Origin of the sequence: Pseudomonas fluorescens (assembly GCF_005938625.1) — a bacterium.
GTDB classification, from domain to species: Bacteria; Pseudomonadota; Gammaproteobacteria; order Pseudomonadales; family Pseudomonadaceae; genus Aquipseudomonas; species Aquipseudomonas fluorescens_BD.
The window spans coordinates 229,685-255,039 of the sequence record NZ_VCNJ01000040.1; the positions used below are offsets into that span (position 1 = coordinate 229,685).

Genomic DNA, 25,355 nt, shown 5'->3' on the forward strand with positions numbered 1-25,355 from the left:
GCGAGCTTGCTCGCGAAGACGGATGATCATTCAACACTGTTGTTGTCTGACACACCTCTTTCGCGAGCAGGCTCGCTCCCACAATTGATCTTTAGCGGGCTTCGATACGGAAACCGAAACGCGGGAAGTGCACATGCACCACGCCGCCGCGCTCGTCCTCACGACGAATGATCAGCTCTTCGCGACCGGCAAACAGCAACTCACCAACCACCGGATCAACACCGTAATCCGTCGCGGCAATCGCCACTTGCTGGCCGGCCTTGAAGCCGTTCGGATCAACGAACTGTTCATCCGGCAATGCCGCCGGCGTCGCATCACGTGCCACCGCAAGCGCCTCTTCCGAGGTCATCTCGCTCGCCGCGCCATGGCCAAAGCCCAGCACTCGGCCCAACCAGGCCGCAACAGCCGGATACTCATCCACCAGCGGCGCGGTGACATGAGTGGCCTTGAGGAACCACAGCGGATGCGCCAGCGCGAAGTCGGCAATCGACGGTTCGCCAAACAGGAAGTCACCCTGCTCGCGCTGCAACTGCTGCTCAAGGCGGGCCATGATCGTCGGCCACTGATGCTTGGCTTGTTCGGCAGACAAACGCGTGGCGCTGCCACCACTGAACAGACCAGCGCGGTCGGCAATAAAAGCTTTGATCGCTTCCGGCGGCAACTTGGCGAAACGCACCGCCACTGATTCCGGCTGAAACACCAGGCTCACCGCATGTTGAAACACCACCGAGTCAGCCCACGTGGCAAAACTGGCGGCGGTGAACTCCTGACCCTCGGGGAAGAACGCCGGCAACGCCTTTTCCTGCTCCAGACGACGCGCGATTAACGATGTGTCGCAATAGATGTCAGCGCCAATCTGCAACACTGGGGTCTTGCGGTAGCCGCCAGTGAGCGCGGTCAGATCCGGTTTCGGCATCACCGGCGAGATGTGCACCGAGCGCCACGACAAGCCTTTGAAGCCCAGCAGCAGACGGGCCTTCTCGGCAAATGGAGAGGTCGGGTAATGGTGGAGAATCAACTCGGACATGCTCGGCTCCGCCGCTCAGATAGTGAGCCAGCAGCTTAGCGTGCATTTGCTTAGCAGCCTACAGATCTGGCTGATGGGAACCAATCAGTCAGATTGATAAGAGCTCTGCCGTGATCGCGTCATCGAAACATGGCGTCAGGGCAATGCCTGACAGATAAAGCCATGGAACTCGTCGGCAGTTACACGCAATATTTCGAGTTCGTTTAAAGACACTCAGTGTTACGCGCAAAGGCCCACAAATTCTTGCGCCGCTGCCTACGCGTACGCCAGAATCCGCCGGCTTGTGCGCCTTGGACTTGCTGCGTAATTTGGAACCGTCACTGATTTCCAGTGATCGAGCTTAGCGGCTTGGTTTCGTTCACTTCCGGTTGCACAAGTATCATCCCGTCAGGCATTCGCCTGCGCTTGATGGTGGCTGTGCGCATGGCACCCTCGGGTGCGCCGGGTTTGGGAGTGACCGGTCCGCTAACTTGCGCATAGCCGCCACCCTTTCGCTTAGCGGCGGGAAGGTTACGGCCTCATCGAGGTACACTCCCATGTTCAAGATAACGCCAAACCCGCCGACCATAGACCCGGCAGCCGTCACCAATCCGACGTCTCCCTACGAATCCCCCGATTCGAGAAAACTCAACGAAGCCGCCGAACGCGCACTCGACCATTATTTAGGCCCACCCACGGCCCGGATCATGGACACCCCCTATCAACCCAACCGTCTCTACATGGCCAACCCGCAATCGGACGCTGAGTCCTTGCTGGTCGACGCGTGCGAAACCTTGGGGTCGGCGAGTGTGATGCTCAATGATTTTGCCGGCCAGTTAGAAGGGCCCCGCCGTAAAACGCTGCAAGGCATAGCGCAAATCGTCATGGTGGCCGAGATGGCAGTCAATCAGGTGGTGGATAAATTAGTGCCCACTGAGTAGCAATATAGAGTGGCGAGAGTTAGCTCTCGCCACTAATTAAAGCAGATCATGAGGCGCCGTATCTATGGCAATTACATCCTCCTGAACATGTTTATCTAGAGCAATTTGAATGACCTTATCGCCATCACAAGTAACTGTCGCAACATTTTTTACGCCATTCAAAACAACCTCAATAATTTTATGATTGGGATAGCGCTTAAGAAAGCGCTCCCTCACCGCAACCTCCGTATCTACAGAGTTATCAATTTCCAAATCTAATGTATAAGACATGTCTTGCTCCTCGATAGTGTTTTCCATGCTACAAGCTTTGACCGCAGCCTGACGAGTCGAAATAATCCCATCCCGCGCAGCTATTCACCACTGTCATACTTGACAGGTATTAAGATCGATTGGAAATAACTGATACCCTGATATAGCAATCATGCTCAAAACTGGATTTATAGGGCTCCGTACAAAGCAACAGCACCGCCCCCCTAAATGACCGAACTCAACTGTTCAAACATATCCCGCTGCTTTTCACGCGCAGGTTTCGCAAGCGATCAAGATTAATTCGAACATTTAATAATGTAATTATTTCAGTGACGGTATATATCGCCACTGAAAATCGACTACATCCAGGCCTGTTTCCAACCTACCTCCCTATCCCTCTTATTGAGCGGCATAAACAACTGGCAGATCGGTCCTATATCAATATTCATATACACTCGATCAATTATCTCGACATCACCAACTCCGGCCGCATTCTCAGGCATGCGCCCGCCAGCGCAGGGTTCATCCGCCACGCCGCGATCACGTCATTGCGCGTGATGTTATTGATGCACTCGAACTGGTCTTTTGTTGCAATCAGTCAGATTGATAAGACGCGACCAGACATTCCTTCGCGCTCTTTCTGAGTTTTTTGATCAAACGTTCCTGGCGCAACGCATCACCTTTATCGCGGCACAGTTCGGTGTAGACCAGCGCCATGGCCGGGCTGGAGAGGAAGAACCGTGCGCCTTTGCCGCTTTGATGCTTGGCGAAACGGCGCACCGGATCGTCGCTGATCCCGCAATACAACGAGCCATTGGCGGCGCGAACGAGGTAGACGAACCAGGATTTGCTCACCGGTTCGGCAACATCGACAGATTTTTCGCTAATGCTGGTCACTTCGGGATCAAGACGTGTAGGAAACAGGCGGCGATCTTATCAGCGACCGGCCTGAAATGCCTTCAGTCCCTTCAGCGCCTGGGCACGAACGGCGTTACGCACCAGCGGCGTCCAGCCGAGCAGCAGGCCTTTGAAACCCAGCGCCTGACGCGACCAGCGCCACAAATCGAAATGGTCGTGGTGCTCGCAGATCTTGCCGTCACGGAAGACGAAACGGGCCTGGATATCGTTGATGACGATGTTGCCGGTCTGGCTGAACAGGTAGGTCGCGACCCAATGCGCGCCGCCGCTGCGCTCATCGGCACGGACGTTGTCGAAGGTCAGCGAGAAATCCTTGGCCCGGGTGGTGAGCATGCGCCACATGTCGCCGGCATCGCGCCCGCGCAGTTCGCCGAAGGCCGGGTCGCTGAACACTACATCATCGGTGTAGCACGCGGCCATGGCTTCGGCGTCGAGGCGCTGGAAGGCCTGGTAGAAGCGGGTGATCAACGCGGCGTGGGCTTCGCTCATGGGCAATCTCCAAAATAGGTACAGATTGCCAGCACGATAATCTGCAATGCGCAGAAACACTATCGGCATTCGCCCAGCGAATACCACGCAAGATCTTCAAGGCGCCCCAAAAACTGTGGGAGCGAGCTTGCTCGCGAAGAGGCCGGCACATTCAACATGATCTGTGCCTGAACCACCGTCTTCGCGAGCAAGCTCGCTCCCACATTGGATATCACTGCCCCCAAAAAAGGGTTACGCGTCAGATCTTCTCGCTTTGCACTTGCACGTACAGCGCGCGCCCGGCACCGAGGCCAGCAATGATCGCGCCTGTGCCAATGATGCCGAAGATCCAGCCCACTGCATTCCAGCCCCCGGTCCAGTCATGCACCACACCGACCGCGAACGGCCCCATCGACGCCAGCGTATAACCGAAGCCCTGAGACATGCTCGACAGGTTCGCCGCGACATGGGAATCCCGCGAACGCAGCACAATCAACGTCAGCGCCAGACTGAACGTACCGCCCTGCCCCAGACCCAGCAGAATCGCCCAGCCCCACAAACCTTCGATCGGCGCATACAGGCAGCCGAACAGACCGCCAAGGGTCAGCGCCATGACCACAACGATGGCCAGACGTTGATCCTTGCCGCGAGTGGCCAGCCATGGTGCGGCCAGCGAGCTGGCAAGTTGAATGATCACCGAACCGGACAACACCAAACCGGCCTGGGTTGGCGTCAGGCCACGACCGATCAGGATCGACGGCAACCAGCCGAACACGATGTAGGCCAGCGATGATTGCAGGCCCATGTACAAGGTCACCTGCCAGGCCAGCGGATCACGCAGCAGACCGCGCACGCGATAGGCGACGTTGTGCGCGCCATGTTTCTGCCCGACTTGCGGCAGCCAGAACACCGCTGCAATCAGCGCTGGAATCACCCAGAAACCCAGGCCCATCGTCCAGCTGCCACCAAAATGCTCGCTCAACGGCACGCTGGAACCCGCTGCCATCGCCGCGCCCAGGCACAACGCCATGGTGTAGACACCGGTCATGGTGCCGGCGTGTTTGGCGAAGTCGCGCTTGACGATCCCGGGTAGCAGAACACCGATGATGCCGATGCTCGCGCCGCCCAATACGCTGCCAGCGAACAGCCCGATCTCGCCAAAGTTGCTGCGCAAAATGATCCCGCCAGCCAGTGTCAGCAGAATCCCAAGCACTACACGTTCAGCACCGAAACGCCGCGCCAGAATCGGCGCCAGCGGGGCGAACAAGCCGAGGCACAGCACCGGCAGCGTGGTCAGCAGACCGGCCTGAGCCGCCGACAAGCCGAGGCTTTTCGACACGTCACTGAGCAGCGGTGCCATGCTCGACAGCGCCGGGCGCAAATTCAGCGCGACCAGAATCAAGCCGAGCAGCAACAACCACGGCCGGCGCACCAGCGGATGGCTCTGTTGCACTTGCTCGTCGTCGGCCTCGGCGTCGATCAGCAGTTCTTCGAGCTCTGCCGTACGTTTCGGGGTTGTGGATATCTCACTGCGGGACATGGACTTCTCGGTTTCAAGGTTCATTGATCAATTGCCTCGATAAGGCTTTGGCCCGTTCCGGGTCGCGTTGCTCGACCGCATCGAGCAACTCGATGTGCAGGTCGAACACTTCCTGACGGCGCGGGACGATGTTCAGGGTCTGGCGCAATTGCGCGCCGACGATGCTGGAGAAATAGCGATACAGCTCGCTGAGGGTCGGGTTGTGCGCGGCGTCGACCAGACGCCGATGGAACACCAGATCGCAGGCGATGTAGGTGTCGAGGTCGCCGTGGTAATGGCTGCCGCTGGTGCCGAGGGCATCACGCAATGCGACGAGGTCTTCTTCGGTACGACGTAACGCCGCCAGTCCGATGGCCTCGACTTCGAGGATGTGGCGGGTTTCCCGCGCCTGTTCCAGCGAGCATTGCGACAGCGCTTTCAGGGTATCCATCGGATCGACCACTGCGCGCAGGTAACTGCCGTCGCCCTGACGAATCTCGATCAGCCCGGAAAACGCCAGTACGCGCATGGCTTCGCGCACGGTATTGCGGCTGATGCCCAGTTCGGCGCAGAGCTCGGGCTCGGTCGGCAAACGCTCGCCGACCTGCCAGGCACCGCTGTTGATGCGCTGACGGAGTTGATCCAAGGCCTGATCGACCAGGGATCGTTTGATGAGTGGAGAAATGTCTGACATAGGATTCGCCCTTTCATCCAATCATAGGATGAATTTTCTGACATGTTAGTCAGACCCGTGTAGGACGGCAACCACCTAGGGTCAATCGGAGACACATGAAGCGGTATTTTCGATTGGTCAAAATTACCCTTTAAGGGTAATTTCAGGGACAGGGTTTTGGTTTCTTATGGAAAAGAACACACCCCATTACGACTTGGCGGTGATCAAGGCGGATGTCAGGCGACTTGGCTGGAGGGCTTTCACGCACACGGCAAGAAAAACGGGCACTGCACTCAAACTCACTCTCGAAGAGATGCAAGAAATCGTTCTCAAACTGCAGCGCGGCATGTTGTACAAATCGATGACGACTTATGACGATCACCGTATTTGGCAAGACGTCTATCACATCCAATCACATGGTTTGGAGATTTACATCAAGGTGTCATATCACTACGACAGGCGCCCACCCGTGATCTCTTTGGAGAACCATTCATGAATACGCAGCAGTGTGTCAGTTGCGGCGCCCCGGAAGGCATGGTGCATTTCAAGGGTCGAGGCGAAACCGTGAGCGCCAAGGGAATGGAGCGTCGGATCGACGATTTGTCGGGCTGGGAGTGCCAGAAGTGCGGTGAGGTCGAATTGGACGTTGAGTGCGGGCAGCGGTATTCCGATGCATGCGATGAACTCGTTATCGCCTGCAGAAAAATGGTAGGTGACGAAATGAAAAAAATCCGTCGCAAACTGCAGCTGACGCAAAAGGAAACTGTGCAATTACTTTCAGGGGGCGGGCACAACGCATTTTCACGATACGAACGCGGCGAGGTGCTTCCGCCGAAAGCATTGATGCTGCTCATGCGTCTGCTGGATCGCTATCCACACTTGCTTGCCGACGCGAGAGTCTTGGCCGAAGGGGCTGATTTAAGAGGCGCTTTCAAGTTCACTGAGCACAAAGAACAAGAACCTCTCACCACCTCCTGACCCATAAAAAAACAAACCCGGCACAAGGCCGGGTTCGTTTTACTCACAAACCATCAATGCAAAATCTGACTCAAGAACAACTTCGTCCGCTCATTCTGCGGATTATCGAAGAAGTCATTCGGCGCCGCCTGCTCAACGATTTCACCCTTGTCCATGAAGATCACGCGGTTCGCCACGGTACGGGCAAAGCCCATCTCGTGAGTCACGCAAAGCATGGTCATGCCGTCTTCCGCCAGACCGATCATGGTGTCCAGAACCTCTTTCACCATCTCCGGATCGAGTGCTGAAGTCGGCTCATCGAACAGCATGATTTTCGGCTTCATGCACAGGGCGCGGGCGATCGCTACACGCTGCTGCTGACCACCGGACAGTTGCCCCGGAAACTTGTGCGCCTGCTCCGGAATGCGTACGCGTTCCAGGTAATGCATGGCGATTTCCTCAGCCTTGCGCTTGGGCATCTTGCGTACCCACATCGGCGCCAGGGTGCAGTTCTGCAAGATGGTCAGGTGCGGGAACAGGTTGAAGTGCTGGAACACCATGCCGACTTCACGGCGGATCGCTTCGATCTGCTTGAGGTCGTTGGTCAGTTCCACGCCATCGACGACGATGCGGCCCTGTTGGTGTTCTTCCAGACGATTGAGGCAACGAATCGTCGTCGACTTGCCGGAACCCGACGGGCCGCACAGGACGATACGCTCGCCCTGTTTGACATTGAGGTTGATGTCTTTGAGCACGTGGAACTGGCCGTACCACTTGTTGACGCCCTGCATCTGAATAATGCCTTCAGGACCTACAGGCTTTTTGATTGCTTCACTCATTTACACAACTCCTAACGCTTGTGGCCAGTGTCGAGCTTGCGTTCCAGATGCATGGAATAGCGCGACATACCAAAACAGAAAATCCAGAACACCAGGGCGGCGAACACATAGCCTTCGGTGGCCATGCCCAGCCATTTCGGATCGGCAGCGGCTTGCTTGACGCTGTTGAGCAGGTCAAAGAGGCCGATGATGATCACAAGGCTGGTGTCCTTGAACAGCGCAATGAAGGTGTTGACGATGCCGGGGATCACCAGCTTCAGGGCTTGCGGCAGGATCACCAGGCCCATCGAACGCCAGTAACCGAGGCCCATCGCCGCAGCCGCTTCGTACTGACCTTTAGGGATCGCTTGCAGACCGCCGCGCACCACTTCGGCCACATAGGCCGACTGGAACAGGATCACGCCGATCAGCGCCCGCAGCAGCTTGTCGAAGTTCATGCCTTCCGGCAGGAACAGCGGCAGCATCACCGAAGACATGAACAGCACCGTGATCAACGGCACGCCGCGCCAGAACTCGATAAAGGTCACGCAGACCACACGAATCGCCGGCATGTTCGAACGACGAACCAGCGCCAGCACAATCCCCAGCGGCAAGGCACCGGCGATGCCGACAGTGGCGATCACCAGGGTCAGCATCAGGCCGCCCCACTGACTGGTCGCGACATTGCTCAGACCGAAACCGCCGTGCAACAGGGTGAAAGCAATGATCGGGTACAGCACCAGAAAGCTCAGCCCGTAGATCGCTTTACGCGGCACACGCGAGATGAACAATGGCGCTGCGCCGATCACCGCCAGCCACACGGTCAGGTCGACACGCCAGCGCAGCTCCGTCGGGTAGTAGCCGTACATGAACTGGCCGAAACGCTGCTGAATGAACACCCAGCAGGCGCCGTCCTTGGTGCAGTCGGCGCGGGTGGTGCCGACCCAGTTGGCATCGACAATCGCCCAACTGAGGATCGGTGGCACCACCAGGTAGATCAGGTAAAACGCAAACAGCGTCAGCAGGGTATTGAGCCAGCTGGAGAACATGTTCGCGCGCATCCACGCCACCACGCCGATGCTGCTGTTCGGTGGGGGCATGTCGGGTTTGAAAGTATGAGTACTCATGCGCTTTTCCTTACCGCTCGATCAGCGCAATGCGCTTGTTGTACCAGTTCATCAGCAGGGAAATGCTGATACTGATCGCCAGGTACACGCTCATGGTGATGGCAATCACCTCGATCGCCTGACCGGTCTGGTTGAGCACGGTGCCAGCGAACAGCGAAACCATTTCCGGGTAACCGATACCGGCCGCCAGCGAAGAGTTTTTCGCCAGGTTGAGATATTGGCTCGTCAGCGGTGGAATGATCACGCGCAGGGCTTGCGGGATGATCACCTTGCGCAGGGTCGGGCCGTTGCGCAGGCCGAGCGAACGCGCCGCTTCAGTCTGGCCGTGGCTGACCGATTTGATCCCGGAACGCACGATCTCGGCGATGAACGCCGCGGTGTAAACGGTCAGGGCCAGGGTCAGAGCGAGCAGTTCCGGGATCAGCACCCAGCCGCCGACGAAGTTGAAGCCTGAAAGCTTCGGCATTTCCCAATGCAGCGGTGCGCCGAAGATCAGTGCGCACAACGCCGGGATCACCAGCAAAATCGCCAGGCCCACCCAGAACTTGTGGAACGGCACGCCGGTTTCTTCGAAGCGCTTGTTGGCCCAGCGCGTCATCAACACGATGCCGACAATGGCCACTGCGACGCTGATCACGAACGCCCAGAAACCGTCGGCAGCCAGCGCGGCCGGCATGTTCAGGCCACGGCTGCTGACGAAGAAAGTGTCGCCGAAATTGTGGCTGTTGCGCGGCCCCGGCATGGTCAGGAATACCGCGAAATACCAGAACAGAATCTGCAGCAGCGGCGGAATGTTGCGGAACACTTCCACATACACGGTCGCCAGTTTGCTGATGATCCAGTTTTGCGACAGCCGCGCCACACCGATGATGAAACCGAGGATCGTCGCCAGAATCACGCCGATCACTGTCACCAACAAGGTATTGAGAAGACCGATGACGAAGACGCGGGCATAGCTGTCCGCTTCGGTGTAGTCGATCAGGTGTTGAGCGATGCCGAACCCGGCACTGCGCTCCAGAAAGCCGAAACCGGAGGTAATGCCCCGGTGCTGAAGGTTGGTTTGCGTGTTGTCGAACAAGTACCAGCCCAGCGAGACCACCGCCACAACGGTGATGATCTGGAATAGCCACGCACGCACTCGTGGATCGCTGAGGCTGAACCTCTGCTTTGGTGCGCCGATTGAATTTTGCATGAAGTGCCCCGGAAGAAATGGAACAAGAACATCACCCGGCGGTTGGCCCGCCGGGCGATAGAACCATTAGCGCACTGGTGGTGCGTACTGAATGCCGCCGTTGTTCCACAGGGCGTTCAAGCCGCGGTCGATTTCCAGCGGAGTGCTCTTGCCGAGGTTTTTCTCGAAGATTTCGCCGTAGTTGCCGACTTGTTTGACGATCTGCACAACCCAGTCTTTCGGCAGTTTCAGGTCTTTGCCGTACTCGCCGTCAGCACCGAGCATACGGGCGACGTCCGGGTTCTTGGTCGACTTGGCTTCAGCTTCGACGTTCTTCGACGTGATGCCGGCTTCTTCGGTGTTGAGCAGCGCGTAGCCAACCCAACGGACGATGGCCAGCCACTCGTCGTCGCCGTTACGTACGACCGGGCCCAGTGGTTCTTTGGAAATGGTTTCCGGCAGCACCACGTAGTCCTTCGGCGAGGCCAGCTTGCTGCGCTGGGCGAACAGCTGGGACTTGTCGGAGGTCAGCACGTCGCAACGACCGGATTCCAGCGATTTGGCGCTTTCATCGGAGGTGTCGAAAGTGATCGGGGTGTATTTCAGACCGTTGCCACGGAAGTAGTCGGAAACGTTCAGCTCGGTGGTGGTACCGGCCTGGATGCAGATGGTTGCACCGTCCAGCTCTTTGGCACTCTTCACGCCCAGCTTGTTGTTCACCAGGAAGCCGATGCCGTCGTAGTAGGTAATGAAGCCCGGGAATTTCAGGCCCATGCCCGCGTCGCGGGAGCTGGTCATGGTGGTGTTGCGCGACAGGATGTCGATCTCGCCCGATTGCAGCGCGGTGAAGCGCTCCTTGGCGTTCAACTGACTGAATTTGACCTTGGTCGCGTCGCCGAATACGGCAGCGGCCACAGCGCGGCAGACGTCAGCGTCGATCCCGAGGATCTTGCCGGTCGCGTCCGGTACCGAGAAGCCCGGCAGACCGTCGCTCACGCCACACTGCACGAAACCTTTCTTCTGCACTGCATCCAGGGTTGCACCCGCCTGAGCGAACCCGCTGACACCGAGTACTGTTGCTGCAGTCACGATGGCCAGGGTGGATTTCAACATCTTCATTCAAACCTCCAGTTTTGCTCTTGTTGTGTCGGAGCTTGAGTCCAGTCGCACCCTTTTGAGGCGTTGTTGACCCGTGTTGGCTTTTTTTGGGGTCAACCGACGTAAGACCTTCGCTATGAGTCTAGTAGGAGAAAATCCACATCATGGACAACTCACTTCTCACCAATCGGCCGAACGGGCTGTAGCCCTTTCACGTTCGCTGCGCCCGTAGCGGCCATTGGCGAACATCCATCACCGGATTCTTTGCAATCCCGTCGCGGGTCGTACACTGATAGTGTTACCGCCACGCGTAGGACGCTTCGTACAGAACCTTTCATAGCAAAGCCCGTACCACACCTGTCGCGGAATCGATTCGGCGACAGGTCAATAGCAAAACTTGTAACCTTGCGACATCTTCTTAACGGATCAACCCGACGCGCACTCGAATCACGCACTTATTGAGAGCGCCCGCACATTTTTGGAGCAGACATGACCGAGCCCTTGATTCTTCAGCCTGTTAAGCCCGCAGACGCCTGCGTGATCTGGCTGCACGGCCTCGGCGCCGACCGCTACGACTTCCTGCCGGTCGCCGAGGCGTTGCAGGAAAGCCTGCTGAGCACGCGCTTCGTCCTGCCGCAGGCACCGACTCGTCCAGTGACGATAAATGGCGGATATGCCATGCCCAGCTGGTACGACATTAAAGCCATGAGCCCGGCGCGAGCGATCGACCGTGATGAGCTGGAAGCGTCGGCGGATCGCATCATTGAATTGATCGAAAACGAGCGCGCCAGCGGAATAGACGCCTCGCGAATTTTCCTCGCCGGGTTTTCCCAGGGTGGCGCCGTGGTGTTGCACACCGCATTTGTGAAATGGCAGGGGCCGTTGGGCGGTGTGCTGGCGTTGTCGACGTATGCGCCGACCTTCAGTGATGAGATGCAGCTTTCAGCCAGTCAGCAGCGGATTCCCGCGATATGCCTGCACGGCCAGTTCGATGGCGTGGTGCAGAACTCGATGGGACGCAGTGCCTATGAGCATTTGGTGAAGCATGGTGTCACCGTGACATGGCAGGAGTACCCAATGGAGCACGAAGTGTTACCCGAGGAAATTCGCGACATCGGTGTCTGGTTGAGCGAACGCCTGCGCTAAGTATCGAGATTAAAATCGCCCTTTGATCCCTCCCCCTACGCCGCGCCCGTTTCTTGCATTACACTGGCCGGCGTACATTCCTTAACCAATTGATGAGATGACCGTGCTCAAAGCACTCAAGAAGATGTTCGGTAAAAGCGAGGCTGAGCAGCTCGCGCCAGTTCCCAGTGCGCCGTCGCACGCCCCCGGTCATCGCAGCGATGCCCCACAGGCCGACCGCCCCTCTCACGTAGCGGCACCGAAACACGAACCAAAACCCGCACCGGCCGCGCCAGTTGCCGCCGAGCCTGCCCCCAGCGAAGCGCCGAAACCGGCCAGACCGCGCCGCGAACCGAAGCCCAAGGCACCAGTCATCCCGTGGAAACTCGAAGATTTCGTCGTCGAGCCACAGGAAGGCAAAACCCGCTTCCATGATTTCAAACTGTCGCCAGAACTGATGCACGCCATTCAGGATCTGGGCTTCCCGTATTGCACGCCGATCCAGGCACAGGTGCTGGGCTTCACCCTCGCCGGCAAAGACGCCATTGGCCGCGCGCAGACCGGCACCGGCAAAACCGCCGCGTTCCTGATCTCGATCATCACCCAACTGCTGCAAACGCCGCCGCCGAAAGAACGCTACATGGGCGAACCCCGTGCGCTGATCATCGCGCCGACCCGTGAGCTGGTGGTGCAGATCGCCAAGGACGCCGCTGACCTGACCAAGTACACCGGCCTCAACGTCATGACGTTCGTTGGCGGCATGGACTTCGACAAGCAACTCAAGCACCTCGAAGCGCGCCACTGCGACATTCTTGTTGCGACCCCGGGCCGTCTGCTCGACTTCAACCAGCGCGGCGACGTGCATCTGGACATGGTCGAAGTGATGGTGCTGGACGAAGCCGACCGCATGCTCGACATGGGTTTCATCCCGCAAGTGCGGCAGATCATTCGCCAGACCCCGCCGAAGTCCGAGCGCCAGACCCTGCTGTTCTCCGCGACCTTCACCGAAGACGTGATGAACCTCGCCAAGCAGTGGACTACCGACCCGTCGATCGTCGAGATCGAGTCGCAGAACGTGGCCAACGAAAACGTCGAGCAGCACATCTACGCGGTGGCCGGTGCCGACAAATACAAACTGCTCTACAACCTGGTCAACGATAACGGCTGGGAGCGGGTCATCGTATTTGCCAACCGCAAGGACGAAGTGCGTCGTATCGAAGAACGTCTGGTGCGCGACGGCATCAACGCCGCGCAACTGTCCGGCGATGTGCCGCAACACAAGCGCATCAAAACCCTGGAAGGTTTCCGCGAAGGCAAGATTCGCGTGCTGGTCGCCACCGATGTAGCCGGTCGCGGCATCCACATCGACGGCATCAGCCACGTAATCAACTTCACCCTGCCGGAAGTTCCCGACGACTACGTGCACCGCATCGGCCGGACCGGTCGTGCCGGCGCCGATGGCGTGTCGATCAGCTTCGCCGGTGAGGACGACTCCTACCAGTTGCCGTCCATCGAAGAGAAGCTCGGTCGCAAGATCAGCTGTGAAACGCCGCCAACGCATCTGTTGCGTGCGGTTGAGCGCAAGCGTCCGCAGTAAGCGACGTTTAGCAGAAAAGCGCAGCCGGCAACGGACTGCGCTTTTTTTTGCCCGGCATTTGATCAGGTGCTTGCGAGAGAAAACTAAAAGTCCATAATGGACAAATTAGTTTAGATCTAGACTCCGGAGCCTGACATGTCCGATACACCCTACGTGATAGACCAGCATCGGGCCCGCGAGTTGTTGGTGCGCATCGATGTGCCGCAGATCCTGCGCAAGCTGTTTCGCGACCTTGCCGCGGGAAATGCCGTGCAGCCTGCGCAACAACTGGTGGAATTCCCGCAGGGTGCCGGCGACTTCATCAACTATCTGGGCGTGCTGGCTGAAGACGGCGTGTACGGCATGAAGACCTCGCCGTACATCGTTCGCGAGCAAGGTGCGCTGGTGACGGCGTGGACGCTGCTGATGTCGATGAAAACCGGCCAACCGCTGCTGCTCTGCGATGCCGGTGAACTGACCACCGCGCGCACCGCTGCGACCACTGCCGTGGCGGTCGACGCCCTCGCGCCGCTGAATGCCACGCGACTGGCGATCATCGGCAGCGGCAAGGTTGCGCAGGCGCATCTGCATTACGTGAAGTCTCTGCGTGACTGGCAGAGCATCAGTTTGTATTCGCCAAGTCTGTCCGCCGACGCGCAAACCCAGGCACTGTTGAAAGCCATCACGCCCAATCTGAAGATCGCTGACAGCAGTGATGCGGCCATCGCCGAGGCTGATGTGATCATGCTGTGCACCTCGTCCGCCGGCCCGGTCATCGATCCTGCCGCATTGAGCAAACCGGCCCTGATCACCTCGATCAGCACCAACGCCCCGCGCGCCCACGAAGTACCACCGCAGAGCCTCAACGACATGCAGGTGTGGTGCGACTATCGTCTGACCACGCCGGGGTCGGCGGGGGAGATGTTGATCGCCGCAGAACAGCATGGCTGGAGCAAGGATTCGATTGTCGGCGATCTCGCCGACTTGCTCAGCGAGAAAGTCCAGCGGCCCGATTACGATCGTCACGTGTTCTTCCGTTCAATCGGCCTTGGCCTGGAAGACATTGCCCTGGCCAATGCGGTTTATCTCCTCCATCACCAGAATTAAGCCTGATGCAATCCATGTGGGAGCGAGCTTGCTCGCGAATGCGGTCTGACATTCACCGAATGTGTTGACTGATAGATCGCTTTCGCGAGCAAGCTCGCTCCCACAGGGATTGCGTGTATTTTCATATTTCGAGCATCAGGAGACCTTCATGAGCCAGGCAGATTTCATCATCATCGGCGGCGGGATTGCCGGCGCTTCCAGCGGTTTCTGGCTGTCGCCTCACGGCAAAGTGATCGTACTCGAACGCGAATCGCACCCGGCCTATCACTCCACCGGCCGCTCTGCTGCGCTGTTCACCGCCGCGTACGGCACGCCGCAAGTGCGCGCACTGACCCAGGCCAGCCGGGCGTTTTTCGACAACCCGCCCAGCGGTTTCTGCGAACACCCGCTGCTGACCCCGCGCGGCGAAATGACCGTCGACTTCAGCGGTGACGCCGCCGAACTGAACAACCAATACCTCAGTGCCAAAGCCACAGTCCCTGAGATGCAGTTGCTCACTGCCGATGAAGCCTGTGCGCGACTGCCGATCCTGCGCCGGGAAAAAGTCCACGGCGCGATCTACGATCCGAGCGCCAGCGACATCGATACCGACGCCTTGCATCAGGGCTACCTGCGCGGAATCCGCCGTAACCACGGCGAAGTGCGCACCGATTGCGAAGTGCTCGGCCTGAACCGCGACACCGACGGCCTATGGCACGTTCAAACCAACGGCCAGACCTTCAGTGCACCGGTAATCATCAATGCCGCCGGGGCCTGGGCCGACAAGATCGGTGCACTGGCCGGCGCCAGGCCGTTGGGTTTGCAACCGAAACGCCGCGCCGCTTTTATCTTCGCCGGGCCCGAAGGCGTCGACATTCATCACTGGCCGATGCTGGTCAGCCTCGACGAATCCTTCTATATGAAGCCTGACGCCGGCATGTTCCTCGGTTCACCGGCCAACGCCGACCCGGTCGAACCCCACGACGTGCAGCCGGAAGAACTGGACATCGCCATGGGCATTTACCAGATCGAGGAAGCCACCACGCTGACCATCCGCCGTCCAACCCGCACGTGGGCCGGGCTGCGCAGTTTCGTCGGCGACGGTGATCTTCTCAGCGGTTTCGATCCGCAGGTGCCGGGATTGTTCTGGGTCGCCGCACAGGGTGGTTACGGCATTCAGACTTCGCCGGCGATGGGCCAGGCCAGCGCGGCGTTGGTGCGTGGCGAGCCACTGCCCGAGCACTTGCGCAACTTCGGGCTGAGCAGCGCCATGCTCTCGCCTGCCCGCCTCGCCTGATCGTCCACCCGGATGACGCGCCCAACGGATTGCGGCACACTCGCAGCGCCTCCTGATCACGGGGGCGTTGACGCTGCCTGGAGCTCCACTGTCATGACCGCCCCTGAATTCGACCCGGCCCTGGATAACTTCCGCGCCATCGCCGACGCCATCGCCACGCTGTTCTATCCGCACGCCGAAGTGGTGCTGCACGACTTGCGCACGCAGAAGGTCGACTACATTGCCAACAACCTGTCCAAACGCGAGATCGGCGACGACTCGTCACTGGAAGACATGCTCAGCGAGGATGTCGCCGAGCGGAACATCGGCCCGTACGAAAAGCTCAATTGGGATGGCCAGAAGATCCGTAGCCTGAGCAGCGTCCTGCGCGACAGCGAAGGCCTGCCGCTGGCGGTGCTGTGCATCAATCTGAATATTTCGTTGTTCGAGAACGCCAAGGCTGCGCTGGACCTGTTCCTCTCGCCGAGCAAGCTGATCCCGCAACCGGATTCACTGTTTCGTGATGACTGGCAGGAGCGCATCAACACTTTCCTTCACGCCTGGCTGCGCGAGCGGCAGCTGAGCCTGAACCTGCTGACCCGCGATCACAAACGTGAACTGGTGCTGGCGCTGCACGCCGAAGGCGCGTTCAAGGGCAAGAGCGCCTCGAACTATGTGGCCAATGTGCTGAACATGGGGCGGGCGACGGTGTACAAACATTTGAAGGAAATGAAGGGCTAGAGATCTTCATCGATAGTTCCGGCCTCTTCGGGAGCAAGCTCGCTCCCACAATGGATTTCTGAACACCGCAGATCCAATGTGGGAGCGAGCTTGCTCGCGAATGCGATTGATCAGTCGCCGTAAATGTCGGACTTGAAATACTTCTCGGAAATCTTCTGATATTCGCCACTCGCGCGAATGCCGTCGATGGCGCCATTCAACTGGCTGACCAGTTCGACATTGCCTTTGCGCACCGCAATTCCCGCGCCCTCGCCCACGTACTTCGGATCCTTCAACTCAGGCCCGACAAACGCATACCCCTTGCCACGCGGCATCGACAAAAAGTCATTCAATGGAATGGTGTCGGCAAAAATCGCATCCAGCCGCCCTGCCGCCAAATCCATGTAGATCTCTTCGTTGTTGCTGTAGCGCTTGACGTTGATGCCCTTCGGCTCGAACACCTCGGTGGCGTAACGATCAGTGGTGGTCGCGCGCTGCACGCCGACGTTCTTGCCCTTCAGGCTGGCGTATTGATCGTCAACGCTGGCGCCTTCTTTCATCACCAGCCTCGACGAAGTGAAGTAGTACTTGTGGGTGAAATCCACCGACTTCTTGCGGTCTTCGTTGATGGTCATCGACGACAGGGCCATGTCGATTTTCTTCACCTTCAGCGAGGGAATCAGACCATCGAACTCACCTTCGACCCACACGCACTTGACCTTCATCTGCGCGCACAGGGCATTGCCGATGTCGTAGTCGAAACCGACGATTTCGCCCTTGTCGGTTTTCGAGGCGAACGGTGGGTAGGCGGCTTCAATGCCAATGCGCAGGGTTTGCTCGGCGGCGAACACGCTGGCGCAGGACAACAGGCTCAGGGCCAGACCGGTGATGAGGGGGAGTTTCTTCATGTTCGTTCTCTCGCGGGTTGTTGTTGGTTTGGCAAGATGAAGAAGAGCAGCTGGTAGCGGGGAGCTACGAGCGGCAAGACTGAAGCTGTTTTTGTACTTTGAATTCCATATTGGACTTATATGTACAAGCCGTCAATCCGCGAGAAGAGAGTGTCTGGAAGGCTTTTGCTGTTGCAGATGGCCCCTTCGCGAGCAAGCTCGCTCCCACATTGGATTTGTGAACGACACAGATCCAATGTGGGAGCGAGCTTGCTCGCGAAGGCTTACTGAAGGGCGCTACAGGAATTACTTCTTCCAGCGATCCGCCGCGGCATGATCACTGTCCCGCCCCTCAACCCAACGCGGCCCGTCGCTGGTGTTTTCTTTCTTCCAGAACGGTGCGCGGGTTTTCAGGTAGTCCATGACGAAGGCGCAGGCATCGAACGCGGCCTGGCGATGGGCGCTGGCGGCGCCGACAAAGACGATCGGTTCGCCCGGTTCCAGCGCGCCGATGCGGTGCAGCACTTCCAGCTTCAACAACGGCCAGCGCTGCTCGGCCTCGATGGCAATCTTGCCCAGCGCTTTTTCGGTCATGCCCGGATAGTGTTCAAGAAACATCCCCGCCACATCCAGCCCATCGTTGAAGTCGCGCACGTAGCCGACAAAACTCACCACTGCACCGACGCCGACATTGGCCGCGTGCATTGCATTGACTTCAGCGCCCGGATCGAACGGCGTGGCCTGCACGCGAATCGCCATGGTTCAGCCCCCGGTCACTGTGGGAAAAAACGCTACTTCGTCGCCATCGACCACTGGTTCATCGAGCTGGCAAAGGTCTTCATTGCGTGCGCACATCAGGTTCTGTTCGCTCAGCACTTCGGCGCCGTCGCGCTGTGCCAACAACGCACGCACATCATCGACGGTGGCGAAATCACCTTCAACCTTGACCGAATCCACACCCAGCGCTTCACGGTAACGGGCAAAAAACTTCACGGTCAGGTTCATGGCTGCTCCGCCTGAAAGTGCCCGCTCTTGCCACCGACCTTCTCCAGCAGGCGCACGCTTTCGATGGTCATGCCGCGATCGACGGCTTTGCACATATCGTAGATGGTCAGGGCGGCAACGCTGGCGGCGGTCAGCGCCTCCATCTCGACGCCGGTCTGCCCGGACAATTTGCAGCGGGCGACGATGCGCACGGTGTCTTCGCCATCCGCGCTGAGTTCGACTTTGACACCCGTCAGCATCAGCGGATGGCAGAGGGGAATCAGATCGCTGGTTTTCTTCGCCGCTTGGATGCCGGCAATGCGCGCCACGGCGAACACGTCACCCTTGGGATGGCCGCCGCTGACGATCATCTGCAGCGTTTCGGGGAGCATGCGCACCAGCGCTTGGGCCGTCGCTTCACGGAACGTCACGGCTTTTTCGGTGACGTCGACCATGTTGGCGCGACCTTGGGAATCGAGATGAGTCAGCACGGGGGCCTCCTTGAGGCAGCTGCGAGCGGCAAGCTACAAGCGGCAAGTGAAAAGCGCAGTAGTCTGCAGGTATGGAATGGCAGCATTTAAGCAGTTGCAAGCATTAAGCGGCAAGCTACAAGGGCATGAGAGAAACACTCTCTACGCTTGTATCTTGCCGCTTATAGCTTGGAGCTATTAGCTGCTTTTAGAGATGGGTTTCGGCGTATTCGGCCAGAATCGAGCGAGGCACCCCTTGCAGGGTGATGTGCACACCGTTGGGGAAGTCCTTGAAGCGTTCGGTCAGGTAGGTCAGCCCGGAGCTGGTCGCGGACAGGTAAGGGGTGTCGATCTGTGCGAGGTTGCCCAGGCACACCACTTTCGAACCGGCACCGGCACGGGTGATGATGGTTTTCATCTGGTGCGGCGTGAGGTTCTGGCATTCGTCGATCAGGATCAGGCTTTGCTGGAAGCTGCGACCGCGAATGTAGTTGAGCGATTTGAACTGCAACGGCACTTTGCTGAGGATGTAGTCGACGCTGCCATGGGTGTTTTCGTCATCCATGTGCAAGGCTTCGAGGTTGTCGGTGATGGCGCCCAGCCAAGGCTCCATTTTTTCCGCTTCGGTGCCGGGCAGGAAGCCGATTTCCTGGTCCAGGCCTTGCACACTGCGGGTGGCAATGATTCGGCGATAACGCTTGCTGACCATGGTCTGCTCGATCGCAGCGGCCAGCGCCAGAATGGTTTTACCGGAACCGGCGGCACCCGACAGATTGACCAGATGAATGTCCGGATCGAGCAACGCGTACAGCGCCAGACTCTGGTAAATGTCGCGCGGCTTGAGCCCCCACGCTTCTTGATGCAGCAGCGGTTCCTGATGCAGGTCGAGGATCAGCAGTTTGGCCTCATCAATCTCCTTGATCCAGCCGACAAAGCCCTGTTCATCAATGATGAACTCGTTGATGTGCACCGCCGGCAGGTTGTCGATCAGTTGCACTTGATGCCAGGTGCGGCCGTGATCCTGACGGGTTTCGACCTTGCTCACGCGGTCCCAGAAAGAGCCGGTCATGTTGTGGTAGCCGTTGGGCAGCAGGGACACGTCATCGACCAATTGGTCGGTGCTGTAATCCTCGGCATCGATGCCGCAGGCGCGCGCCTTGAGGCGCATGTTGATGTCTTTGGTGACCAACACCACAGGCTTTTTCGGGTCGCGGGTGTGCAGGTCGATCAGTTGGTTGATGATTTTGTTGTCGTTCAGATGCTCCGGCAGAATCAGGTTCGATTCGGCCTGCTTGCTCATCAGAATTGACAGCAAGCCCTTCGGCCCGCCTTTACCGCGCTGGATCGGCACGCCCAGTTCGACATCTTCCGGAGAAGCATCGCCCAAGGTCTTGTCGATCAGCCGGATGGCCTGACGGCATTCGGCGGCAACGCTGTGATGCCCGCTCTTGAGCTTGTCCAGCTCTTCAAGCACGGTCATCGGGATCGCGACGTGGTGTTCTTCGAAATTCAGCAGGGCATTTGGATCGTGAATCAATACGTTGGTATCGAGTACATAAAGGATTGGCTGGTTGGAGGAAGGGCTACGTCCGTGATCATCCATACTCGGTCACCTTTGTCAGAGCCAGTAGACGCAATACCTGGGCGGTGCTGCGCCTCGAAGTGACTGCCGAAATCTAACCTGCGGAGATTCAAGTGACTGCAAACAAACGGGTCTTGGAAGACGCCACCTGTGTTGCAGGTTTCGGCGGTCTGTCTTCGTAATACTCCAAAACCGATGACATAAAAAAGTACTTTGACGGTTTTTTTAAGTTTATTTTGCAGAGTGACGAAAAGCCCTTGGCGGACAGCCCAGACCCCGCTAAAGTCGGAAGTCCGCCTGCACCGAATCCTGCAAAAAAATCGCCCCAGGCCCAATGTTTACGGGCTTTCAGCGTTTCTCAGCGAAACGCGTCCTGACAGTCTTCCCAACCGATGCCGCTTTGCGCGGTTTGCGTGATCAACCACGGCAACGAGGTCTTCACCGCGTCCTGTTTCATGTTGAAATTGATCACACCGTGACGCCACAACAGCATCAGGGTCAGAACCCGCTGCGCGCTCGCTGAGCCCTTGAGTTTGCCGGCGCCGTCCTGGGCATCGATGTCCCACAGCGCCACTTGCAGGCCCTGAGTGTTGAAGAAACCTTGCGCATCGCTGCGGCGCTGACCTTCCGGCGGACGGAACAGCGGCACGTAGTTTTCCGGCAATTTGTTCTTCACCAGATCAGCGCTGCGCCGCACCGAATCCTGCCAGTCCTGCCAGTGGCTGTGGGAGCGGAACTCCCAACCCTGCACACCGACGCACTGTTTGGAGAAGCTCGCCTGCAGGCTGCTGACCGAACGATCAGCCAGCCGCGCCTGAATATCCTTGCCCAACACGAAGAACGTGCCGTTCAGGTTCGCCTTGCGCAGGTATTCGGTGAGCCAACCGGTGTTGTCCGGTTGCAGGTTGGCGGCGCTGTCGAAGGTCAGCAGAAACAGCCGGTCGTGCATCTCGTCACCGTTGCGCTCGTAGTCGCCGAAACGATCGAATTCGTTGCTGGTCTGCGGCGACAGCGCAGCCTTGCGCATCAACTCGTCCAGATACTGCACATGGAAGATCCGGCTCGGTTCGGCCCATTTGGTGTAATAACTGTCGTCGCTGACCACGAACTTGGCGGCTTGCTCACGCAGGGTCGGCAGATCTTCGACGAGGAAGCAGAACGAGGCGTCCTGATCGCAGCTTTGCTGGGCGTAGTTGTAGTTCGCCAACAAGCGCTGCCAAAGACGTTGACGCAGGCTGTTGACCGCGTCGATGTTGATCGTGCGCAGGCCCAGACGCTGAGCCAACGCGGCTTCGTCCATCGATTCGGTACCCAGCAGAACACGGGCGAACATGAGGATTTCCGCCCGGGACGCCACATCAAACAGCGTCGGGTTGCTGAGCTGCTCTGGCCAAGTGCTGCGATCCAGCGTCGCCACATCGCCCGGCGCCGCCACGGCACCAAAGCTCAACAGCCACGCGGTGAATAAAAGAACAATGCGCAAAAGGGATGTCTCCATAACAAAACCCGCGCGGCACTATAGCTGATCCCACACGATTCCCCTTAGCCACGGATGATCGTTCCCACGCTCTGCGTGGTAACGCCTCCCCGGACGCTCCGCGTCCAGGTTCGACGGTGACGCAGAGCGTCACGGGCGGCGTTCCCACGCAGAGCGTGGGAACGATCATCGCCAAGCCGTCGATCACCTATGGGCTTGATAGCTGGAGTCAACTCGGACAACCCCCTAGAATCGCCCCCACGATTAAAGGAGACGACTTCATGCTGATGGTGATTTCCCCCGCCAAGACCCTCGATTACGAAACACCGCCGGCGACCCAGCGCTTCACCCAGCCGCAATATCTCGACCACTCTCAGGAACTGATCCTGCAACTGCGCGACCTGACGCCGGCGCAGATCAGCGAACTGATGCACGTGTCCGACAAGATCGGCGGGCTCAACGCCGCGCGCTTCGGCAGCTGGACACCCGCCTTCACTCCGGAAAACGCCAAGCAGGCGCTGCTCGCGTTCAAGGGTGACGTCTACACCGGTCTCGACGCACAGTCCTTCAGCGAAGCCAACTTCGACTACGCGCAAAAACACCTGCGCATGCTCTCCGGCCTCTATGGCCTGCTGCGCCCCCTCGACCTGATGCAACCGTATCGCCTGGAAATGGGTACCAAACTGGCCAACGTCCGGGGCAAGGACTTGTACGCTTTCTGGGGCACGCGCATCAGCGAATGGCTGAACGAAGCGCTGGTCGATCAGGGCGACGACGTGCTGCTCAACCTCGCTTCCAACGAATACTTCTCGGCGGTCAAACGCACGGCTTTGAACGCACGGATCATCAACACCGAGTTCAAGGATCAGAAGAACGGTCAGTACAAGATCATCAGTTTCTACGCGAAGAAGGCTCGTGGTCTGATGAGCCGCTTCGTGATCCAGGAAAAAATCAACGATCCGGCTCTGCTCAAGCAGTTCGATGTGCAGGGTTATCGCTACAGCGCCGAGCACTCAAAACCGGACAATCTGGTGTTTTTGCGCGACCACGCCCCCGAATAAAGCATGCCCAATGCACGACTCTTTATATAAAGAGTCGTGCAGCTCGCACGATGTCAAAAAACCCTCGCGACAATTCGCCATTTTAATGGCGCCAGAAATTCTTCCCTGTCTTTTCTAAGATTAGTTTCACTCGACACTGATCATTTTTTTCAGTAGTGGCACCTAAATTTTTTCGTGGTAGTGGCACAAAACTATCTAACGCGATTATCGCCCTATAAATAAAGGGCGAAATGGAAAGTGCTATCAAATTGAGACCAGTGCCATCTTTGGCAATATTTCAAGAAATTTCAGATGGTGCGATGAGTGGACTGGAACTATGTCCAAATGCGTAGCTCATACCACCGGTAACGATTCTCGCCGAGTTTGTACGAGATAACTTACGCAGAGCAGATAGCCATGTAACCAAGTTGTCACAGCAACTTGCCTAGATGACTAACTAGTCTCAAAACAGACGATGGACAGGAGATACGCAGCATTTATATCCCCTACAAGGCCATGGCCGCGCCCTTATAAACGTGCTCACCTGAGCACCCAACCGCTTGATTTACGGGACTTTAATCCTGCCATCGAGCGCGCAAGACGATTGCACAAGAGTCTTCCACAAGGAAGATCGGCTGCATAACAGGGCAAGTCATAACAACAAGGCCTGGTTGCGCACATCTTGAGTGCACTTATTTAGACACTCGAAACTTAGTATGCCTGCACACGGCATTGTGGCGCCTGTAAGCCGCACTTTCGAGTGCACTAATGAACGCTGAACACCATTAACTCCGGCCTTCTAAGGCCTGATATATACAGAGGTAATTGCGATGCGCATCAGCATATTTGGTTTGGGTTACGTTGGCGCAGTATGTGCCGGTTGCCTGTCTGCACGGGGCCATGACGTGGTTGGCGTCGATGTTGCCAAAGACAAGATCGACATGATCAACGCCGGCAAGTCGCCGATTGTTGAACCGGGCCTGGGCGAACTTCTGCAACAGGGTATCCAGACCGGTCGTCTGCGTGGCACGACCAACTTCGCCGAAGCGATTCGTGACACTGACCTGTCGATGATCTGCGTCGGTACGCCGAGCAAAAAGAACGGCGACCTCGAACTGAACTACATCGAAGCGGTATGCCGCGAGATCGGTTTTGTTCTGCGTGAAAAGACCACCCGCCATACCATCGTCGTACGCAGCACCGTACTGCCGGGCACTGTTGCCAACGTGGTGATCCCGATTCTCGAAGACTGCTCGGGCAAAAAGGCTGGCGTCGACTTCGGCGTTGCGGTCAACCCGGAATTCCTGCGTGAATCCACCGCCATCGCCGACTACGACCTGCCACCGATGACCGTCATCGGCGAGTTCGACAAGGCCTCGGGCGACGTTCTGCAATCGCTGTACGAAGAACTCGATGCACCGATCATCCGCAAGGACATCGCCGTTGCCGAGATGATCAAGTACACCTGCAACGTCTGGCACGCGACCAAAGTGACCTTCGCCAACGAGATCGGCAACATCGCCAAAGCGGTCGGCGTCGATGGCCGTGAAGTGATGGAAGTGGTCTGCCAGGACAAGACTCTCAACCTGTCCCAGTACTACATGCGCCCGGGCTTCGCCTTCGGCGGTTCGTGCCTGCCCAAAGACGTGCGCGCCCTGACCTACCGCGCCGGTTCGCTGGACGTCGAAGCGCCGCTGCTCAACTCGCTGATGCGCAGCAACGAATCGCAAGTGCAGAACGCCTTCGACATCGTTGAAAGCCACGACAAACGCAAAGTCGCCCTGCTCGGTTTGAGCTTCAAGGCCGGTACCGACGACCTGCGCGAAAGCCCGCTGGTCGAGCTGGCCGAGATGCTGATCGGCAAGGGTTACGACCTGAGCATCTACGACAGCAACGTCGAGTACGCCCGTGTTCACGGCGCGAACAAGGACTACATCGAGTCGAAAATCCCCCACGTATCGTCCCTGCTCAACGCGGACTTCGATTCGGTGATCGACAACTCCGACGTGATCATCCTCGGCAACCGCGACGAGAAATTCCGCGCGCTGGCCCAGCAAGCGCCGCACGGCAAACAGGTCATCGACCTGGTCGGCTTCATGGCCAAAGCCACCGACGCTGGCACCCGTACCGAAGGCATCTGCTGGTAAAGCAGCCCTGTAGGAGCTGTCGAGTGAAACGAGGCTGCGA

General features: G+C 58.1%; 26 protein-coding genes and 1 pseudogene. 10 read left to right on the forward strand and 17 right to left on the reverse strand.

The features are described from left to right. Positions 1-91: 91 nt before the first annotated feature. Complete coding sequence (locus FGA82_RS23335; protein ID WP_141128904.1) at positions 92-1,027, reverse strand: glutathione S-transferase family protein; 936 nt, start codon at positions 1,025-1,027, stop codon at positions 92-94. A gap of 536 nt (positions 1,028-1,563) precedes the next feature. Between FGA82_RS23335 and FGA82_RS23340 the strand changes: the two genes are divergently transcribed. After that, a complete protein-coding gene (locus tag FGA82_RS23340) occupies positions 1,564-1,947 on the forward strand; it encodes a DUF6124 family protein (RefSeq protein WP_141128905.1) in 384 nt (127 codons plus the stop codon). A 36-nt stretch (positions 1,948-1,983) separates the two neighbouring features. On the opposite strand, the gene FGA82_RS23345 is transcribed toward FGA82_RS23340, so the two are convergent. The 6 genes and pseudogenes from FGA82_RS23345 to FGA82_RS23370 form a co-directional block, all read right to left on the reverse strand. Then, the gene (locus tag FGA82_RS23345; RefSeq protein ID WP_141128906.1) at positions 1,984-2,217 is read right to left on the reverse strand and encodes a hypothetical protein; all 234 of its coding nucleotides are present in this window, start codon (positions 2,215-2,217) and stop codon (positions 1,984-1,986) included. Between the two features lie 338 nt (positions 2,218-2,555). Continuing rightward, positions 2,556-2,782: pseudogene (locus FGA82_RS32565) on the reverse strand (phage portal protein); the annotation flags it as partial. A gap of 8 nt (positions 2,783-2,790) precedes the next feature. Further along, complete coding sequence (locus FGA82_RS23355; RefSeq protein ID WP_141128907.1) at positions 2,791-3,093, reverse strand: GIY-YIG nuclease family protein; 303 nt, start codon at positions 3,091-3,093, stop codon at positions 2,791-2,793. A 39-nt stretch (positions 3,094-3,132) separates the two neighbouring features. After that, positions 3,133-3,603, reverse strand: coding sequence for a nuclear transport factor 2 family protein (locus FGA82_RS23360; RefSeq protein ID WP_077571232.1), 471 nt, complete (start codon positions 3,601-3,603; stop codon positions 3,133-3,135). Between the two features lie 238 nt (positions 3,604-3,841). Continuing rightward, entirely contained in the window at positions 3,842-5,146 is a 1,305-nt protein-coding gene (locus FGA82_RS23365; RefSeq protein WP_141128908.1) for a CynX/NimT family MFS transporter, read from the reverse strand. After that, positions 5,136-5,795: a FadR/GntR family transcriptional regulator gene (locus FGA82_RS23370; RefSeq protein ID WP_141128909.1), complete on the reverse strand. Its 660-nt coding sequence runs from the start codon at positions 5,793-5,795 to the stop codon at positions 5,136-5,138. Before FGA82_RS23370 ends, FGA82_RS23365 begins: the two co-directional genes overlap by 11 nt. Before the next feature lie 166 nt (positions 5,796-5,961). On the opposite strand from FGA82_RS23370, the gene FGA82_RS23375 reads away from it, so the two are divergent. Continuing rightward, positions 5,962-6,270: a type II toxin-antitoxin system MqsR family toxin gene (locus FGA82_RS23375; RefSeq protein WP_141128910.1), complete on the forward strand. Its 309-nt coding sequence runs from the start codon at positions 5,962-5,964 to the stop codon at positions 6,268-6,270. Beyond that, positions 6,267-6,752 carry a type II TA system antitoxin MqsA family protein gene (locus FGA82_RS23380; protein ID WP_141128911.1) on the forward strand — a complete coding sequence of 162 codons (486 nt, stop codon included), beginning with the start codon at positions 6,267-6,269 and terminating at the stop codon, positions 6,750-6,752. Before FGA82_RS23375 ends, FGA82_RS23380 begins: the two co-directional genes overlap by 4 nt. Positions 6,753-6,805: 53 nt before the next feature. On the opposite strand, the gene FGA82_RS23385 is transcribed toward FGA82_RS23380, so the two are convergent. The 4 genes from FGA82_RS23385 to FGA82_RS23400 all read right to left on the reverse strand — a co-directional run bounded on the left by FGA82_RS23385 (position 6,806) and on the right by FGA82_RS23400 (position 10,966). Beyond that, positions 6,806-7,570: an amino acid ABC transporter ATP-binding protein gene (locus tag FGA82_RS23385; protein ID WP_008080191.1), complete on the reverse strand. Its 765-nt coding sequence runs from the start codon at positions 7,568-7,570 to the stop codon at positions 6,806-6,808. 11 nt (positions 7,571-7,581) lie between these two features. Then, complete coding sequence (locus FGA82_RS23390) at positions 7,582-8,676, reverse strand: amino acid ABC transporter permease (RefSeq protein ID WP_141128912.1); 1,095 nt, start codon at positions 8,674-8,676, stop codon at positions 7,582-7,584. Between the two features lie 10 nt (positions 8,677-8,686). Continuing rightward, a complete protein-coding gene (locus tag FGA82_RS23395; protein WP_141128913.1) occupies positions 8,687-9,868 on the reverse strand; it encodes an amino acid ABC transporter permease in 1,182 nt (393 codons plus the stop codon). Between the two features lie 66 nt (positions 9,869-9,934). Next, positions 9,935-10,966 carry an amino acid ABC transporter substrate-binding protein gene (locus FGA82_RS23400; protein WP_007914328.1) on the reverse strand — a complete coding sequence of 344 codons (1,032 nt, stop codon included), beginning with the start codon at positions 10,964-10,966 and terminating at the stop codon, positions 9,935-9,937. Positions 10,967-11,434: 468 nt separating this feature from the next. Here FGA82_RS23400 and FGA82_RS23405 point away from each other — a divergent pair, with 468 nt between their 5' ends. The 5 genes from FGA82_RS23405 to FGA82_RS23430 all read left to right on the forward strand — a co-directional run bounded on the left by FGA82_RS23405 (position 11,435) and on the right by FGA82_RS23430 (position 16,749). After that, positions 11,435-12,091 (forward strand): alpha/beta hydrolase, encoded by a 657-nt coding sequence (locus tag FGA82_RS23405; RefSeq protein ID WP_141128914.1) that lies wholly within the window; start codon positions 11,435-11,437, stop codon positions 12,089-12,091. A gap of 97 nt (positions 12,092-12,188) precedes the next feature. Then, a complete protein-coding gene (gene rhlB / locus FGA82_RS23410; protein ID WP_141128915.1) occupies positions 12,189-13,667 on the forward strand; it encodes an ATP-dependent RNA helicase RhlB in 1,479 nt (492 codons plus the stop codon). A 135-nt stretch (positions 13,668-13,802) separates the two neighbouring features. Beyond that, positions 13,803-14,753 carry an ornithine cyclodeaminase family protein gene (locus FGA82_RS23415; protein WP_141128916.1) on the forward strand — a complete coding sequence of 317 codons (951 nt, stop codon included), beginning with the start codon at positions 13,803-13,805 and terminating at the stop codon, positions 14,751-14,753. Positions 14,754-14,901: 148 nt separating this feature from the next. Continuing rightward, positions 14,902-16,029, forward strand: a complete 1,128-nt coding sequence (locus FGA82_RS23425; RefSeq protein WP_141128917.1) for an NAD(P)/FAD-dependent oxidoreductase — start codon at positions 14,902-14,904, stop codon at positions 16,027-16,029. A gap of 93 nt (positions 16,030-16,122) precedes the next feature. Then, a complete protein-coding gene (locus FGA82_RS23430) occupies positions 16,123-16,749 on the forward strand; it encodes a helix-turn-helix transcriptional regulator (RefSeq protein WP_141128918.1) in 627 nt (208 codons plus the stop codon). 110 nt (positions 16,750-16,859) lie between these two features. On the opposite strand, the gene FGA82_RS23435 is transcribed toward FGA82_RS23430, so the two are convergent. The 6 genes from FGA82_RS23435 to FGA82_RS23460 form a co-directional block, all read right to left on the reverse strand. After that, positions 16,860-17,636: an ABC transporter substrate-binding protein gene (locus FGA82_RS23435; RefSeq protein WP_141128919.1), complete on the reverse strand. Its 777-nt coding sequence runs from the start codon at positions 17,634-17,636 to the stop codon at positions 16,860-16,862. A gap of 285 nt (positions 17,637-17,921) precedes the next feature. Continuing rightward, entirely contained in the window at positions 17,922-18,374 is a 453-nt protein-coding gene (gene moaE / locus FGA82_RS23440; protein WP_038357637.1) for a molybdopterin synthase catalytic subunit MoaE, read from the reverse strand. 3 nt (positions 18,375-18,377) lie between these two features. Beyond that, a complete protein-coding gene (locus tag FGA82_RS23445) occupies positions 18,378-18,620 on the reverse strand; it encodes a MoaD/ThiS family protein (protein WP_016985014.1) in 243 nt (80 codons plus the stop codon). Continuing rightward, complete coding sequence (moaC, locus tag FGA82_RS23450) at positions 18,617-19,090, reverse strand: cyclic pyranopterin monophosphate synthase MoaC (RefSeq protein WP_016985015.1); 474 nt, start codon at positions 19,088-19,090, stop codon at positions 18,617-18,619. The genes FGA82_RS23445 and moaC overlap by 4 nt, the downstream gene beginning before the upstream one ends. Before the next feature lie 187 nt (positions 19,091-19,277). After that, positions 19,278-20,672, reverse strand: a complete 1,395-nt coding sequence (locus FGA82_RS23455) for a PhoH family protein (RefSeq protein WP_141128920.1) — start codon at positions 20,670-20,672, stop codon at positions 19,278-19,280. A 337-nt stretch (positions 20,673-21,009) separates the two neighbouring features. Continuing rightward, positions 21,010-22,134 carry a polysaccharide deacetylase family protein gene (locus FGA82_RS23460; protein ID WP_141128921.1) on the reverse strand — a complete coding sequence of 375 codons (1,125 nt, stop codon included), beginning with the start codon at positions 22,132-22,134 and terminating at the stop codon, positions 21,010-21,012. 275 nt (positions 22,135-22,409) lie between these two features. Here FGA82_RS23460 and yaaA point away from each other — a divergent pair, with 275 nt between their 5' ends. Next, complete coding sequence (gene yaaA / locus FGA82_RS23465) at positions 22,410-23,189, forward strand: peroxide stress protein YaaA (RefSeq protein ID WP_141128922.1); 780 nt, start codon at positions 22,410-22,412, stop codon at positions 23,187-23,189. Between the two features lie 809 nt (positions 23,190-23,998). Further along, positions 23,999-25,315: a nucleotide sugar dehydrogenase gene (locus FGA82_RS23470; RefSeq protein ID WP_008087506.1), complete on the forward strand. Its 1,317-nt coding sequence runs from the start codon at positions 23,999-24,001 to the stop codon at positions 25,313-25,315. The last annotated feature ends 40 nt before the right edge of the window (positions 25,316-25,355 follow it).